Source organism: Cupriavidus necator (genome assembly GCF_016127575.1).
GTDB lineage: Bacteria > Pseudomonadota > Gammaproteobacteria > Burkholderiales > Burkholderiaceae > Cupriavidus > Cupriavidus necator_D.
This window is the reverse complement of the sequence record NZ_CP066018.1, coordinates 3,505,054-3,519,982: the sequence shown is the minus strand read 5'-3', so window position 1 is coordinate 3,519,982 and position 14,929 is coordinate 3,505,054. Positions and strand designations below refer to the sequence as shown.

Annotated in this window: 12 protein-coding genes and 1 pseudogene; 10 read left to right on the top strand and 3 right to left on the bottom strand. The window is 66.3% G+C overall.

Features of this window, described 5'->3' with window-relative positions:
- Positions 1 to 3: 3 nt before the first annotated feature.
- Positions 4 to 2,161 (bottom strand): annotated as a pseudogene (locus I6H87_RS16490) (PQQ-dependent dehydrogenase, methanol/ethanol family).
- Positions 2,162 to 2,459: 298 nt separating this feature from the next.
- On the opposite strand from I6H87_RS16490, the gene I6H87_RS16485 reads away from it, so the two are divergent.
- Positions 2,460 to 3,257 carry a crotonase/enoyl-CoA hydratase family protein gene (locus I6H87_RS16485; protein ID WP_010812087.1) on the top strand — a complete coding sequence of 266 codons (798 nt, stop codon included), beginning with the start codon at positions 2,460 to 2,462 and terminating at the stop codon, positions 3,255 to 3,257.
- A gap of 32 nt (positions 3,258 to 3,289) precedes the next feature.
- Here the strand turns inward: I6H87_RS16485 and I6H87_RS16480 are convergent, their stop codons facing one another.
- Entirely contained in the window at positions 3,290 to 4,105 is an 816-nt protein-coding gene (locus I6H87_RS16480) for an IclR family transcriptional regulator (protein ID WP_010812088.1), read from the bottom strand.
- A gap of 216 nt (positions 4,106 to 4,321) precedes the next feature.
- Between I6H87_RS16480 and I6H87_RS16475 the strand changes: the two genes are divergently transcribed.
- The 6 genes from I6H87_RS16475 (at position 4,322) to purT (ending at position 11,117) form a co-directional block, all read left to right on the top strand.
- A complete protein-coding gene (locus I6H87_RS16475; protein WP_010812089.1) occupies positions 4,322 to 5,500 on the top strand; it encodes a thiolase family protein in 1,179 nt (392 codons plus the stop codon).
- Between the two features lie 39 nt (positions 5,501 to 5,539).
- A complete protein-coding gene (locus I6H87_RS16470; RefSeq protein WP_010812090.1) occupies positions 5,540 to 6,304 on the top strand; it encodes an SDR family NAD(P)-dependent oxidoreductase in 765 nt (254 codons plus the stop codon).
- 43 nt (positions 6,305 to 6,347) lie between these two features.
- A complete protein-coding gene (locus I6H87_RS16465; RefSeq protein WP_011615376.1) occupies positions 6,348 to 7,112 on the top strand; it encodes a crotonase/enoyl-CoA hydratase family protein in 765 nt (254 codons plus the stop codon).
- Between the two features lie 118 nt (positions 7,113 to 7,230).
- Positions 7,231 to 8,223 carry a Bug family tripartite tricarboxylate transporter substrate binding protein gene (locus tag I6H87_RS16460; protein WP_011615377.1) on the top strand — a complete coding sequence of 331 codons (993 nt, stop codon included), beginning with the start codon at positions 7,231 to 7,233 and terminating at the stop codon, positions 8,221 to 8,223.
- A 181-nt stretch (positions 8,224 to 8,404) separates the two neighbouring features.
- Positions 8,405 to 9,649 (top strand): MFS transporter, encoded by a 1,245-nt coding sequence (locus I6H87_RS16455; RefSeq protein WP_010812093.1) that lies wholly within the window; start codon positions 8,405 to 8,407, stop codon positions 9,647 to 9,649.
- 262 nt (positions 9,650 to 9,911) lie between these two features.
- Positions 9,912 to 11,117, top strand: coding sequence for a formate-dependent phosphoribosylglycinamide formyltransferase (purT, locus tag I6H87_RS16450; protein ID WP_010812094.1), 1,206 nt, complete (start codon positions 9,912 to 9,914; stop codon positions 11,115 to 11,117).
- A 14-nt stretch (positions 11,118 to 11,131) separates the two neighbouring features.
- Here purT and I6H87_RS16445 read toward each other — a convergent pair whose 3' ends face one another.
- Positions 11,132 to 12,463: a mechanosensitive ion channel family protein gene (locus I6H87_RS16445; RefSeq protein WP_011615380.1), complete on the bottom strand. Its 1,332-nt coding sequence runs from the start codon at positions 12,461 to 12,463 to the stop codon at positions 11,132 to 11,134.
- A 152-nt stretch (positions 12,464 to 12,615) separates the two neighbouring features.
- Between I6H87_RS16445 and I6H87_RS16440 the strand changes: the two genes are divergently transcribed.
- The 3 genes from I6H87_RS16440 (at position 12,616) to I6H87_RS16430 (ending at position 14,850) form a co-directional block, all read left to right on the top strand.
- Positions 12,616 to 12,852: a hypothetical protein gene (locus I6H87_RS16440; RefSeq protein ID WP_011615381.1), complete on the top strand. Its 237-nt coding sequence runs from the start codon at positions 12,616 to 12,618 to the stop codon at positions 12,850 to 12,852.
- 173 nt (positions 12,853 to 13,025) lie between these two features.
- A complete protein-coding gene (locus I6H87_RS16435; RefSeq protein WP_011615382.1) occupies positions 13,026 to 13,898 on the top strand; it encodes a LysR family transcriptional regulator in 873 nt (290 codons plus the stop codon).
- Positions 13,899 to 14,097: 199 nt separating this feature from the next.
- Entirely contained in the window at positions 14,098 to 14,850 is a 753-nt protein-coding gene (locus tag I6H87_RS16430; protein WP_010812098.1) for an aldolase, read from the top strand.
- Positions 14,851 to 14,929: the final 79 nt, after the last annotated feature.

Sequence of the window (14,929 nt, the reverse complement as noted above, 5' to 3'; positions counted from 1 at the left end):
CCCTCAGGGCTTGGGCCGCACCGCGTCAGCGGTCCCCTGGATGAAGGCCTTGATCTTCTCGACATCGTCCGGCGTCAGCTTGCCTGTGAAGTCAGGCATGCCGCGCGCCATCGCCGGCCCCTTGAAGACCACCTTGTCCAGGTTCTCGATATAGGCGGCATCGATATAGCCCAGGTTGGGGATATTGCCGCCGCGGTCCACGCCGGGAACGCCGTGGCACAGGACGCAGTTGCTGACGTACAGGCCGGTGCCCGCCTTGACCTGCGCCGGGTCATATTTCACGCCCTGCAGCAGCTTGGCGGTGCGGTACTCGGCAAAGGCCGGCAGCGGTGCCTTGCCACCGAGGGCGAAGGTGTAGACCGTGCCCGGCCCCTGCCGGTTGGTGGCGCGCTGGGCCTGCCCGTAGACCCCGCCCCAACCCACTGCCACCGACACATACTGCTTGCCGTTCAACTCGAAGCTGACCGGCGCCGCCACCACGCCGGTGCCGGTGGGCGACTCCCACAGCTTGTCGCCGCTGCGCGCGTCATAGGCGACAAAGCGGCCGTCGGCGGTGCCCTGGAACACCAGGTTGCCGGCCGTGGTCAGCGTGCCGCCGTTCCACGGCGACACATGTTCCTGCGTCCACGCGGCCTTCTGCTGCACCGGGTCCCACGCAATCAGCCGGCCGAAGGGCTTGCCCTTGGGCGGCTCGGCGTTCAGGAATTTGGCGGTGTTCCAGCCCACGTTGCCATGCGGCGTGCCGGGTTTGCCTTCATTGAAGTTCCAGGCCTTGTCGTCCATCAGGTTGATCGGCACGTTCTGCGCCGGCAGGTAGACCAGCCCGGTCTGCGGGTTGAACGACATCGGATGCCAGTTGTGCGCGCCGTACGGACCGGGGACCGAGTCATAAGGCTTGTCGGTGGCGCGCGCCTCGGGCCGCTCGATGGGGCGGCCATTGGCGTCATAGCCGGTGGCCCAGTTCACGTCGACAAAGTTCTTTGCCGAGATGAACTTGCCGTTGGTGCGGTCGATGACGAAGAAGAAGCCGTTCTTGGGCGCGTGCAGGATGACCTTGCGCATCTGGCCATCGAGCTTCAGGTCGGCCAGGATCATCGGCTGGGTCGAGGTGTAGTCCCAGTTGTCGCCCGGGGTCTCCTGGTAGTGCCAGACGTATTTGCCGGTGTCGGGATCGAGCGCGACGATCGATGCCAGGTAGAGGTTGTCGCCGCCGGCCGGGCTGCGCTTGCTGCGCGACCATGGCGCGCCGTTGCCGGTGCCCACGTACATCAGGTTCAGCTCGGGGTCGAAGGCCAGCGTGTCCCAGGCCGTGCCGCCGCCGCCCGCCTCCCAGTATTTGCCGCTGGGGTCCCAGGTCTTGGCCGCCGCAGCCATCGACTCATCCTCGAACGGCTTGGAGGGGTCGCCCGGCACCGTGAACCAGCGCCACTTCTGCTCGCCGGTGCCGGCGTCATAGGCGGTGATGTAGCCGCGCACGCCATATTCGGCGCCGCCGTTGCCGATGATGACCTTGCCCTTGAACACGCGCGGCGCGCCGGTGATGGTGTACGAGTACTTGCGGTCGATGATGGTGTCTTTCTCCCACAGCTTGCGGCCGCTGGCGGCATCCAGCGCGATCAGCCGGCCATCGTAGGCGGCCACGAACACCTTGCCCTGGTACAGCGCCACGCCGCGGTTGACCACGTCGCAGCAGCCGCGATAGCCGAGCGAGCGGTCCACCTTGGGATCGAAGGTCCAGAGCCGCTTGCCGGTGCGCGCATCGACCGCATGCACCACGCTCCATGACGCGGTGACGTACATCACGCCGTCCACCACCAGCGGGGTTGCCTCCACGCCGCGGGTCGACTCCAGGTTGTAGGTCCACACCAGCCCCAGGTCGCGCACGTTGGCGGCATCGATCTGCCTGAGCCGGCTGAAGCGGGTCTCGGCATAGTCCAGGCCGTGGCTGGGCCAGTCGCGGGCGGTGCTGGCGGGCACTGATAAAGGCGCCGTCAACCTTGGCGGCCGCATTGCGCGGCGCCGCGGCGCCGGCGGGCAAGACCTGCATCACCAGCGCCAGGGCCGCTGCCAGGAAGCCTGTGGCGCGCCTCATGGTGCGGTGGGGGTGCATTGCAACATCGGGGGCAACGGGGTCCGTCGCCTGCGTCAACGCATGGCTCATATCGTCTCCTGTAGGGCATTCTTGTTGGAATTCGGGACTGCAGGATTACGGAACTGCGCGATGCCGCGCGGTGGCCGGGGCCTATAGATAATCGGTGAGCGATTCGATTATGGGTACAGGGATTACCCGCAGAAAGTCGCGCCGCCGGCGCAAGATGGCTGGCGTCCCGGGCCTGCCCAGCGATATGTGCAGGATATTGCTGATGAAGAAATGAATATTGGACGGTGCGGGCGCCGGTGGCTTAGCCTTGGCGCCAAGGCAGGCAACCAGCCTGCATCGCGCATCCGGAGACACCACCATGAGCAACTTCCTTCTCTACGAGCAGCAGGACCATATCGTCACCCTGACGATGAACGAGCCCGAGCGCCGCAACCCGCTGACCGGCAATACCGCCGTGGCGGAGTTCCTGGCCGCGATCGACCGCATCCACGGCGACCGCAGCGTGCGCGCGGTGGTCATTACCGGCGCGGGCACGGCGTTCTCGTCTGGCGGCAATATCAAGGACATGGAACGCCAGGCCTCCGGCGCAGTGCCGGGCATGGAAATCCGTCAGGACTACCGCTGCGGCATCCAGCGGCTGCCGCTGGCGCTGTTCAACCTGGAAGTGCCGGTCATCGCCGCGGTCAATGGCGCGGCCATGGGCGCGGGGCTGGACCTGGCGTGCATGTGCGACATCCGCATTGCCTCGGAGCGGGCGCAGTTTGCCGAGTCCTTTGTCAAGCTCGGCATCATCCCCGGCGACGGCGGCGCATGGCTGCTGCCGCGCGTGATCGGCCTGTCGCGGGCGGCGGAGATGACCTTCACCGGCCAGCCGATCGATGCCAGGCTGGCGCTGGAATGGAACCTGGTGTCGCGCGTGGTCGCGCCCGAGGCGCTGCTGCCCACGGCCTATGAGCTGGCCGGCCGCATCGCCGCCAACCCGCCGCACGCGGTGCGCCTGGCCAAGCGCCTGATGCGCGAGGCCATGCATACCCGCCTGGATACGCTGCTGGAACTGTCCGCCGGCTTCCAGGCGCTGTCGCACCAGACCGCCGACCACCGTGAGGCAGTGCAGGCGTTCCTGGACAAGCGCACGCCAGTGTTCACAGGCAACTGACCAGCTGAGCGTCAGGCGGACTGCTGTGCCGCTCAGCCTGCCACGCCCAGCGCTCCCTCTACATTGCGCACCAGGCTCACCAGGCGCGGGCCGATGTCTTCCTCCATCTGCTTGCTCTGCTGGCTGAATACCGGCACCGAGGCGGCAAAGATCCACGCCTCGCCGTCGCGGCGGGTGCGCATCGGCACGGCAACCGACTCCACCTCGCGGTGCAGGTCGCGGTGGCCGCGGCAGAAGCCGTGGTCTTGCAGGTCGCGGGCGGCATCGGCCAGGCGCTCCTGCAGCCAGTCGGCGCGCTGCGGATCGGCAGCGCGGAGCTGGGCGAGGTACGCCTCGCGCTCGGCCTCGGTCAACAGCATCAGGTAGCCGCGTCCGGAACCCGTGCGCGAGACCGACACGCGCGTGCCGACCTCGGGCCGGAACACATGACTGCCCACGCCCTGGGCGATTTCGACGTAGGTCAGCGCATTGCCGCTGCCGACGATCAGCTCCACCTGCCCGGCGATGTGGTCCGCCAGCTCCTGCATGGCCGGCCGCGCCAGCTGGCGGATCGTCATGCGTGCCAGCGCGGGTGCGGCCAGGTTGATCAGCCCGACCCCGGGCACGTAGCGCGACAAGCGCTCCGAATAGTGCAGCAGGCCCAGTTCGCACAGGGTGTCGAGCAGCCGGAACAGGGTCGGCTTGGCCAGGCCGGTGCGCTCCATCAGTTCGCGGCTGCTGAGCTCCTGCACCGTCGGGGAAAAGCAGTTGAGGATCGAAATGCCCCGCGCCAGCGCGCTGACAAGGCGCGCCTCGCCGTCGGCATCGGCGGGCGGCGGGGTCAGGGAGGCGTGTGGTGCATTCGTCATGTTATTGCCTTGATTCAAGGTTTTTTGATACGTGCGTCTCAAAACCCGGATGTTGCCCTTCGTTTTTTCCAAAGTCAAACCGGGTTATTTGGGTTTACACGACGCTTTTCCGAAGCCAGAATCCCAATTCATCGTATTGGACGATCACATTTCGGTACAGACGTCTCAATATCCCAGCCACGACTCGCAACGTTCAGCCTTTTCAGGAGACACCGCATGCAACAAGCCGTCATCGTCGACGCCATCCGCAGCCCGATGGGCCGCTCCAAGCCAGGCTCGGCCTTTACCGAACTCCATGCCACCGAGTTGCTGGCCCAGGTCATCAAGGGCCTGGTCGAGCGCAACAAGCTGGACCCGGGTTTGGTCGACGACGTCATCACCGGCTGTGTGACCCAGGCGGGCGAGCAGTCCGCCGGCCCGGGCCGGGTGGCGTGGCTGGCGGCAGGCTTTCCTGACCACGTGCCGGCCACCACCATCGACCGCAAGTGCGGCTCCAGCCAGCAGGCGGTGCATTTCGCCGCGCAGGGCATCATGGCCGGCGCCTATGACATCGTCATCGCCTGCGGCATCGAGTCGATGAGCCGTGTGCCGATGGGCTCGGCCCGCATTGGCCAGAACCCGTACGGCCCGTCGATGGAAGCGCGCTATGCGCCGGGTTTGGTGTCACAGGGTGTTGCGGCCGAGCTGGTGGCCGCCAAGTACGAACTGTCGCGCCACGACATGGACAGCTATTCGGCCCGCTCGCACGAGCTGGCCGCCACCGCGCGCGAAAGCGGTGCCTTCCGCCGCGAGATCCTGGGCATCAGCACGCCCAACGGGCTGGTCGAGCAGGATGAAACCATCCGCCCGGGCACCTCGGTGGAGAAGCTGGGCACGCTGCAGGCCTCGTTCCGCAATGACGAACTCAGCGCCCGCTTCCCGCAGATCGGCTGGAACGTGACCGCGGGCAATGCCTCGCAGATCAGTGACGGCGCCTCCGCCATGCTGCTGATGAGCGAATCCATGGCGCAGCGCCTGGGCCTGAAGCCGCGCGCTCGCTTCGTGGCGTTCGACGTGTGCGGCGACGATCCGGTCATGATGCTGACCGCCCCGATCCCCGCCAGCCAGCGCGCGATCAAGAAGAGCGGCCTGAAGCTGGACCAGATCGACCACTACGAGATCAACGAAGCCTTTGCCTGCGTGCCGCTGGCCTGGCAGCGCGCGCTCGGCGCCGACCCGGCACGCCTGAACCCGCGCGGCGGCGCCATTGCGCTGGGCCATCCGCTGGGCGCCTCCGGCGTGCGGCTGATGACCACCATGCTGCATGCACTGGAAGACAGCGGCCAGCGCTATGGCCTGCAGTCGATGTGCGAGGCCGGCGGCATGGCCAACGCCACCATCATCGAGCGCCTGTAAGCGGCGCCTGAACCAGACATCCAGTCAAGGAGACACAGCATGAAACTGACCAATATGTCCGCCGTCGTGACCGGCGGCGCTTCCGGCCTGGGCCTGGCCTGCGTGCGGCGCCTGGTGGAACGCGGCGTCGACGTCGTGATCGCCGACCTGTCGGAAGAGCGCGGCAATGCCGCGGTCGACGAGTTCAGCGGCAAGGTCCGCTTCCTCAAGGCCGACGTGACCGACACCGACCAGATGAACGCCGTCTACGACGCCGCCGAAGCCATTGCCCCGCTGCGCGCGCTGATCCATTGCGCCGGCCTGGGCGGCCCGGTGCGCGTGGTCGAGAAGGACGGCTCGCCGGGTTCGCTGGAAAAGTACGAGTCGATCGTGCGCATCAACCTGATCGGCACCTTCAACGCGCTGCGCCTGGGGGCCGCGCGCATGGCCAAGAACGAACTGATCGACGGCGAGCGCGGCGCGTGCGTGCTGACCGCGTCGGTGGCCGCCTACGAAGGCCAGATCGGCCAGATTCCCTATGCCTCGGCCAAGGCCGGCATCGTCGGCATGACCCTGGTGGCCGCGCGCGACCTGGCACAGCGCGCGATCCGCGTCTGCACCATCGCCCCGGGACTGTTCGACACCCCGCTGCTGGCCAAGCTGCCGGAGAACGTGCGCGCCTCGCTCGGCGCCATGGTGCCGCACCCGCCCCGCCTGGGCGCACCGGATGAATACGCGTCCACCGCGCTGCACATCCTGGAGAACCCCATGCTCAACGGCGAAACCATCCGCCTGGACGGCGCCATCCGCATGGCACCGCGCTGAGCCGCGCGCTGCACCGATACCGACTTCTGACAAGGAATCCCGCATGAGCGACACGCTGCAACTGGAAACCCGCGGCAATACGCTGCTGATCACCATGAACCGGCCCCAGGCGAAAAACGCCATGGACTTCGAGACCGCGACCGCGCTGGCCGCCGCCATCGACCAGCTGGAAAGCCGCGACGACCTGAGCGTGGCCATCCTGACCGGCGCGGGCGGCACCTTCTGCTCGGGCATGGACCTGAAGGGCTTCCTGGAAGGCAAGCGTCCCAGCCTGCCTGGCCGCGGCTTTGGCGGGCTGACCGAGAAGCCGCCGCGCAAGGTGCTGATCGCCGCCGTCGAAGGCTATGCGCTGGCCGGCGGCTTCGAGCTGGCGCTGGCGTGCGACCTGATCGTGTCGTCGAACGCGGCCAGGTTCGGCCTGCCTGAAGTCAAGCGCGGGCTGGTGGCCGGCGCCGGCGGCCTGATGCGCCTGCCGCGCCGCGTGCCGTACCACATCGCCATGGAATACGCGCTGACCGGCAATATGCTGGGCGCCGAACAGGCCCACGCCTATGGCCTGATCAACCGCCTGACCGAACCAGGCCAGGCGCTGGCAGGCGCGCTGGCGCTGGCCGAAGAGATCGGCGCCAACGGCCCGCTGGCGGTTGCGGTCAGCAAGCAGATCGTGGCCGAGTCCGCCGACTGGAGCGCCGAGGAGATGTTCGAGCGCCAGCGCCCGCTGCTGGCGCCGGTGTTCACCTCGGCCGATGCCCGCGAGGGTGCCGCCGCATTCGCCGAGAAGCGCAGGCCGGTGTGGACGGGCAAGTGATGGCCCACGCCAGACCGAGGGCATCGATGTCATCCGCCCTGGGCTAGAGAACGGCCGGCCGCAAGCCGGCCGTTCGCACATGCCAAGCAGCACACAGACCAGAACATGGAGGAGACCCATGAAACACAAGCTGCCAGAATCGCTGTTCAACACGTCCGCGGCCCTGCTGCTGGCGACCGCCGCCGCCACGCTGCCGCTGCCCGCCAGCGCCGCGTCCTGGCCTGAGCGCCCCATCACCATCATCGTGCCCGGCGCGCCGGGCGGCACCACCGACATCCCGACGCGCCTGGTGGCGCAGAAGCTGTCGGCCATCCTGGGCCAGCCGGTGGTGGTCGACAACAAGCCCGGCAGCGGCGGCATCATCGGCACGCAGGCCTTCATGCGCGCGGCGCCGGACGGCTACACGCTGCTGGTCGGCAATACCGGCTCGCACGCAATCAACTACAGCGCCTACAAGCAGTTGTCCTACCAGCCACAGGACTTCATGCCGCTGACGGACCTGATCTCGTTCGCCAACGTGCTGGTGGTCGGCGCGCAGGCGCCGGTGCGCAGCGTGTCCGAGCTGGTGGCGCAGCTCAAGCAGTCCCCGGGGAAGTATTCCTACGCCTCGGCCGGCATCGGGCAGACCACGCACCTGACGGCGGAACTGTTCCGGCTGCGCACTGGCACCGAAGTAATTCACGTGCCATACAAGGGGTCGACACCCGCCACCACCTCGGTGCTGGCGGGCGAAACCACCTTCATGTTCGACAACCTGACGCAGGCGCTGCCGCAGATCCGCGCCGGCAAGCTGCGCGCGCTTGCGGTGACCAGCGCCGAACGCCTGCCGGCACTGCCGGACGTGCCGACGATGGCGCAGGCCGGCGTGAAGGATTTCGTGGTGATGGGCTGGCTGGGCTTCTTTGCGCCGGCCAGGACCCCGCCGGCCATTGCCGCCACGCTGCAGGAAGCGCTGGGCAAGGCCATGCGCGACCCCGAGGTGGTGGCCAGGTTCCGCGACATGGGCGGTATCCCTGGCGGCGAACCGCAGCCGAAGTTCGCCGCGCTGGTCAGCGGCGACATCAAGCGCTGGGGCGAGACCATCCGGGCATCCAAGGTCAGTCTGGACTAGCGAGGTGTGGGGCCGCCTTTGGCAAAGCGGAAGGCGGACCCGCCCAAAGCCAAATTGACACGGTTGAGCCTGGCGCATACGCTCGCCCTACCCTGCGGTATATTCAGCGCACGCTTAAATGTAAAGACATGGAAAGCGCCCCGGGGCTCACAACGATAACGACAAGCGACGAGACCACACCGTGCCTACCCCCACCGCGCCTTCCCGCTACGAAGCCCTGCGCCCGGCCTTGCCGATCCTGATCGGCGCCTCCGTGATGCTCAGCCTGGCCATGGGCCTGCGCCAGAGCCTTGGCATCTTCATGCCGCCGCTGACGCGGGACATCGGCATCTCGGTATCGGATTTCACCATCGCCATCGCGGTACAGAACCTGGCGTGGGGCCTGCTGCAGCCGCTGGCCGGGGCCTGGGCCACGCGGATCGGCTTCCGGCCGCTGATGCTGGCCGGCTCGCTGCTCTATGTGACCGGACTGGTGCTGCTGGCGACCGCGCACAGCATGGTCGGCGTCACGCTGGGCGCGGGCGTGGCCATCGGCGCGTCGATGGCCTGCACCGGCAGCGCCCTGGCGATGGCGGTGGCGGCGCGGCCGGTGTCGGCGGCGCTGCGCAGCACGGTGCTGGGGCTGGTGTCTGGCGCGGGCTCGCTGGGCGCGCTGCTGGCGGCGCCGATCGGGCAGATGGTGACGCAGGCCTACGGCTGGCGCGCCGGGCTGGCAGCGTTCGTGCTGCTGGCGCTGGTGATGCTGCCCGCGGCGTGGTTTGCCGGGCGCGTGGACCGGCTGCCGCTGGTGTCGCCCGCAGGGCGCGGCCAGGACAGCGCGCGTGAAGCGCTGGGCACCGCGCTGCGGCACGCGCCGTTCGTGGTGATGGCGCTGGCGTATTTCGTCTGCGGCATGCAGCTGGTCTTCCTGACCACGCACCTGCCGTCGTATCTGGACGTGTGCGGCATGGACCCGATGCTGAGCGCGCAGGCGCTGGGCGTGATCGGCGGCTTCAACGTGCTGGGCAGCATCTTCTTCGGCTGGGCCGGCGGCCGCTTCAACAAGCTGATGCTGCTGGGCGGCATCTATACGATTCGCTCGCTGGCGCTGACCTGGTACTTCACGTCCGCGCCCACGCCGCAGAGCACGCTGGTGTTCGCCGCGGTAATGGGCTTCCTGTGGCTGGGCGTGGCGCCGCTGGTATCGGGCTGGATCGCCGAGACCTTCGGCCTGCGCTGGCAGGCCATGCTGGGCGGCGTGGCGTTCTTCAGCCACCAGATCGGCAGCTTTTTCGGCGCCTTCGGCGGTGGGCTGGTCTACGACGCGCTGGGTTCCTACACCGTGGCGTGGCAGGTCGGCGTGACGCTGGGGCTGGCCGCGGGTCTGGCGCAAATTGCATTTGCCGTGGCCACGCGGCGGCGCCCGCCGCTGATGGCCACGTCCTGAAACACTGTGCCGGGCCGCCCCGAACGGGGGATGCGGAGCGCGCGCTTAGCACCTAGCATGAACACTGAGCGGTCCGGTCTTGGATCCTCAGGCCTTTTCAAGCCCGCCCCCGCGCGGGTTTTTTTATGGTTCGTCGCTGAATTGGGTGGCACGCGCGCCAGGCGCCCTTCCCTGGCCCATACCAATATGCGCGCTCGCCGGCGCCAAAGACAGTCCCCTAACACGTACAATCTCGGCTTTCCTTCCCGCCCCATCCGCTGCCATGACCACACTCGGAACGCCTCTCTCCCCCTCTGCCACCAAAGTGATGCTGCTCGGCTCCGGCGAGCTGGGCAAGGAAGTGCTGATTGCATTGCAGCGCCTGGGCGTGGAAACCATCGCCGTCGACCGCTATGACAATGCCCCCGGCCAGCAGGTAGCCCACCACGCGCGCACCATCGCCATGAGCGACCCGGACCAGCTCAAGGCGCTGATCGAGGCGGAAAAGCCGCACCTGGTCGTGCCCGAGATCGAGGCCATCGCCACGCCCATGCTGGAAACCCTGGAAGCCGCCGGCACCGTGCGTGTGATCCCCACCGCCCGCGCCGCGCGCCTGACCATGGACCGCGAAGGCATCCGCCGCCTGGCCGCCGAATCGCTCGGCCTGCCCACCAGCCCGTACAAGTTCTGCGATTCGCTGGATGAACTGCAGGCTGCCATCGACGGCGGCATCGGCTACCCGTGCGTGGTCAAGCCGGTGATGAGCAGCTCCGGCAAGGGCCAGAGCAAGATCGACGGCCCCGAGGGCGTCAAGGCGGCCTGGGACTACGCCATGGCCGGCGGCCGCGTCAGCCACGGCCGCGTGATCGTGGAAGGCTTTATCGATTTCGACTACGAGATCACGCTGCTGACCGTGCGCGCCATGGGCGCCAGCGGCCAGGTGGAAACGCAGTTCTGCGCTCCGATCGGCCACGTCCAGGTCAGCGGCGACTACGTCGAAAGCTGGCAGCCGCAGCCGATGCACCCCGCCGCGCTGGAAACCGCCCAGCGCATCGCGCAGGCGGTCACGGCAGACCTGGGCGGCATGGGCCTGTTCGGCGTGGAGCTGTTCGTAAAGGGCGAGCAGGTCTGGTTCAGCGAAGTCAGCCCGCGCCCGCACGACACCGGCATGGTCACCATGGCCACGCAATGGCAGAACGAGTTCGAGCTGCATGCCCGCGCCATCCTGGGCCTGCCGGTCGACACCACGCTGCGCAGCCCCGGCGCCAGCGCCGTGATCTACGGCGGCGTGGATGCCCAGGGGGTGGTCTTCGATGGCGTCGACCAGGCACTGAGCGTGCCGCAGACCGAGGTGCGCCTGTTCGGCAAGCCCGAGAGCTTCGTCAAGCGCCGCATGGGCGTGGCGCTGGCGTACGCCGACGATGTCGACACCGCCCGCACCCGCGCCAAGGAAGCCGCCAGCCGCGTGCGTCCGCGCGCGGTCGGCTGAGCGTCAGGCGCAGCTCAGATCGGATGGCTGCTCGCGGCGGCGCCGTGGGCAGGCGCATGATGGACGGCGGCCTGTGCCGCCGCCACCTGCGCCGCGGCCAGCACCGGCGAGATGCGCACGCCGGTCAGGTCCGCGCCTGAAGGCGCCTGGTACAGGCGCAGGCCCAGCTCGGGCAGGATCGCCAGCAGGTGGTCGAAGACATCGCCCTGGATGCGCTCATAGTCCATCCACGCGGTCAGCGCGGTAAAGCAATAGATCTCCACCGGGATGCCCTGCGAATCGGGCTCCATCATGCGCACGTTCAGCAGCAGATCGTGGTGGATCTCCGGGTGCGCCTTCAGGTAGGCAATGCCATAGGCGCGGAAGGTGCCGACATTGGTCAGCCGGCGCCGGTTGACCGGGTCATTGCCGGCGGCAATCAGCAGGCGGTTGGCCTCGTCGACCTCGGCCTGCTTCTCCTCCAGGTAGTCGTGCAGCAGCCGGAAGCGCATCAGCGCCTGCACTTCCCGGTCCTCCAGGAAGCGCACGCTGCCCGCATCCAGCCGCAACGTGCGCTTGATGCGCCGCGCGCCGGATTCGAACATCTGCCGGTAGTTGCGGTAGCTCTCGGAGAACAGCTTGTAGGTCGGCACCGTGGTCACGGTGTTGTCCCAGTTCTGCACCTTGACGGTATGCAGCGCGATGTCCCTGACGTAGCCGTCGGCATTGCACTGGGGCATCTCGATCCAGTCGCCGATGCGCAGCATGTCGTTGGAGGTCAGCTGAGTACTGGCCACCAGCGACAGCAGCGTGTCCTTGAACACCAGCAGCAGCACCGCCGACAGCGCGCCCAGGCCAGACAGCATCCACAGCGGCGAGCGGTTGATCAGGATCGACAGCACCAGCACCGAGCACACCAGCCCCAGCCCGAGGCGCCCCACCTGGATATAGCCCTTGATCGAGCGCGTCTGCGCCTGGCGGCTGCTGGCGTATACGTCCTGCCAGGCACTCAGCACGCCGCCAAGCATCAGGAAGAAGCAGATCCACAGGCCGGCATGGGCCAGGCGCTCGATGGCCAGCGCATAGCGGCCCATGTGCGGCACTTCGCCGATGCCGACGGTGATCACCCCGAACCCGACCGCATAGCCGAAGCGCCGATAGGCACGATATCGCGTCAGCGCCTTGCTCCAGGGCGCCTTGCCCCAGACCGTCAGCAAGCGATGGGCGATGCGCGACATCACGTGGCCGAACAGCCACTGCGCGACCACGGCGATCAGCACCAGCACCAGCAGGTACGAGGCAATCTGGGCCCACGGATGGGCTGGAATACGTTGCTGGAACAACTCCAGCAGGGCATCGAAACTCATAGGGGGGCGTCTGCAGCCGGGTGAATCGACCTGATAGTGTACAAAACGCGCCTGACACCCTGCTCGTTCCGCCTCTACCGGCACCGCGATCGCCCGGCACCCGGCGTGTCTCGCGGCCCCCCCGTCAGCTTGCTCGGCTCGACGCAGTAGGCATGCATGCGCTGCTGCACGGCCGCAAGGCAGAGGCGTTCGCGCGCATGCCCTTGAAGCTGGCGATGGGCGAGCCGGGCCCGACCACTACCATCGGCGCAATGCCGAAGATGCCGACTGGCACGAAGTCCTTGATCGGATCGAACGGCAAGGAATGGAACATGCCGGGATACATCGCCGTCGTCGACTATCAAACCGGGCATAGTACCAATACACATATGGTGCGGAACTTGCGTTAATGCCGGATGCCTGTTGAGCGATGGATCCAGCAAGATCTCCACAGCGGGATCCATTGACGCCCAAAGTCTAGTGGATGGCGGGCTCCGACCGGGAAAGCGCTGAAGCCACGTCGGTTCGAAATGGCGGAACGGTTGAACGTCATAACTAGCCGAAGAGGGACACCCCCAAAATTATGAAGGCTTTAGATGCTCAGATAAGGCTATTCCTGGCGATAGCGCAGGCCCGCTCCATTTCAGGCGCTGCAATGACGCTTGGTCTAACCCAATCCGGCTTAAGCCGTCAGCTGGCCCACCTCGAGGCAGCAGTAGGTCAAAAATTGTGCGAACGCCACGGGCGCGGGGTCGCCCTTACTGACGCAGGCCACAAACTGCAGGCTGCCGCCCAGACCGCATATGACGTTATCGACAATACGATTCTCCTGTTGTGCGAGGAGCAGGGAGTCAGCCAAGGCAACCTCCGAGTGGCTGTTATTCATACCCTCAGCTACTACTTCATGCCAGATGTTGTCTCCCGATTCATGAGCCAGCGCCCAAATGCCAACGTCTCGCTCATGGGGCGGAGTTCACCGGAAGTTGTAGAGCTGGTGGAGACGGGCAAAGCGGATATAGGCTTTGTTTACGACGTAGCGGTAGCCTCGGATGCCGTGGAAATCGTGCCGCTATTCGACGATGTCATGACGTTGATCGTCAGCCAAAATTCGCCCTTGGCCGCACTCGAAGGGGTCGACCTAGAGGCGCAAAGAGTACCGCTTGTCGCTTTTCCTGAGCACTATGCGCTAAGACGAATGCTGCACAGGAAGAGATTGGACACAAATGTCGTGGCGGAAGTGGACACGGTCGATGCGATGCTCAGGCTCGTCGCATCAACCGGCGGTCAGTGCGTTTTGCCAGACCGAGTACCGACGCAACTGCTCGAGAACTATGGGCTGTCACGAGTGCGCATAATAAACCCTCGTCTCAGTCGGCGCGTTGTCGCCATTACCAAGCGAGAAAGAGCTCAAACAGCGCTGATAAAACACATGCTGAAGATCGCTCAAACAGTCTGAGGTAGTACGCCCAGTCATAGGAAGTATGAGCGCTCCGCGCTATCTCAGCCCCTTCTGACTTCCCATAATCCAGTCGTACCGACATCCCACCGGCCAAGTCGGGATGGCGCCAAAGTGTGCTCCCCACGGGGGGCAGCAGAGGCGTTCTGGAGTCGTCGGGCCCAGTCTACGCCCGGCAACCAATACGACTGGAAACAAAATGGAACTTCGCTCTAAGGAATACTTCGACGAACGCGCAACGCAGGAGATGCGTGCCCATCTCAAGCCTCGCAAGCGCACGCTGCAGCAAACGCTGGCCTATGCTTGCCGCATCCTGGCCATGACCGGGCAGGAAGCTGGCTTGGCTGGCCAGATCAGTGCACGCTCGGAGCGCCCAGGCGCCTACTGGACCCTGCGCTTCGGTCTGGGTTTTGACGAAGCCACCGAAGCCGACTTTATAGAAGTCGACCAAGACCTGAATACCCTCAGCGGCACTGGGATGGCTAATCCGGCAACGCGGTTCCATCTGTGGGTTTATGCCGATCGCCCCAACACCCATAGCATCATTCATACGCATTCTCCGTATGTGTCGGCACTTGCCGCGGCCAAGCAACCGCTAATCGTCTCGCAAATGGACATGACGCCGTTTCACAACGATTGCGCGTTCCTTGCGGAATGGCCTGGCGTTCCCATCGCTGACCAGGAGGGCGTGATCATATCCGGCGCTCTGGGCAGCAACCGCTCGATCCTGCTGGCCAGCCACGGTCAGTTGAGCACCGGCTGTAGCGTGCAAGAAGCGACCTATCTTTCTGTCTACATGGAGCGCGCTGCCCGCATGCAGGTGCGCGCCCGTACCTTCGGGCCGCTTACCTCGCTACCCGACGATCTCGCCCGTGAAGCTCACGACTACCTGCTCAAGCCTTCGATCGTCAACGGTACTTTTGATTACTGGTGCCGTCAGACGGAGCGTTGAGTCGCACCACCTTCAGCCTTCGGTCCCAAAAGACGAGCCGACGACCTCCAGCATGATTTTGCCCCGTTAGCAAAGGTGG

What these genes read in the sequence shown, in the direction of transcription:
- I6H87_RS16460 (WP_011615377.1), top strand. Translation starts at nt 7,231, where the DNA reads ATGAAACACAAGCTGCCAGAATCGCTGTTCAACACGTCCGCGGCCCTG.
- I6H87_RS16440 (WP_011615381.1), top strand. Translation starts at nt 12,616, where the DNA reads ATGCATGCGCTGCTGCACGGCCGCAAGGCAGAGGCGTTCGCGCGCATG.
- I6H87_RS16465 (WP_011615376.1), top strand. Translation starts at nt 6,348, where the DNA reads ATGAGCGACACGCTGCAACTGGAAACCCGCGGCAATACGCTGCTGATC.
- I6H87_RS16485 (WP_010812087.1), top strand. Translation starts at nt 2,460, where the DNA reads ATGAGCAACTTCCTTCTCTACGAGCAGCAGGACCATATCGTCACCCTG.
- purT (WP_010812094.1), top strand. Translation starts at nt 9,912, where the DNA reads ATGACCACACTCGGAACGCCTCTCTCCCCCTCTGCCACCAAAGTGATG.
- I6H87_RS16445 (WP_011615380.1), bottom strand. Translation starts at nt 12,463, where the DNA reads ATGAGTTTCGATGCCCTGCTGGAGTTGTTCCAGCAACGTATTCCAGCC.
- I6H87_RS16435 (WP_011615382.1), top strand. Translation starts at nt 13,026, where the DNA reads ATGAAGGCTTTAGATGCTCAGATAAGGCTATTCCTGGCGATAGCGCAG.
- I6H87_RS16475 (WP_010812089.1), top strand. Translation starts at nt 4,322, where the DNA reads ATGCAACAAGCCGTCATCGTCGACGCCATCCGCAGCCCGATGGGCCGC.
- I6H87_RS16430 (WP_010812098.1), top strand. Translation starts at nt 14,098, where the DNA reads ATGGAACTTCGCTCTAAGGAATACTTCGACGAACGCGCAACGCAGGAG.
- I6H87_RS16480 (WP_010812088.1), bottom strand. Translation starts at nt 4,105, where the DNA reads ATGACGAATGCACCACACGCCTCCCTGACCCCGCCGCCCGCCGATGCC.
- I6H87_RS16470 (WP_010812090.1), top strand. Translation starts at nt 5,540, where the DNA reads ATGAAACTGACCAATATGTCCGCCGTCGTGACCGGCGGCGCTTCCGGC.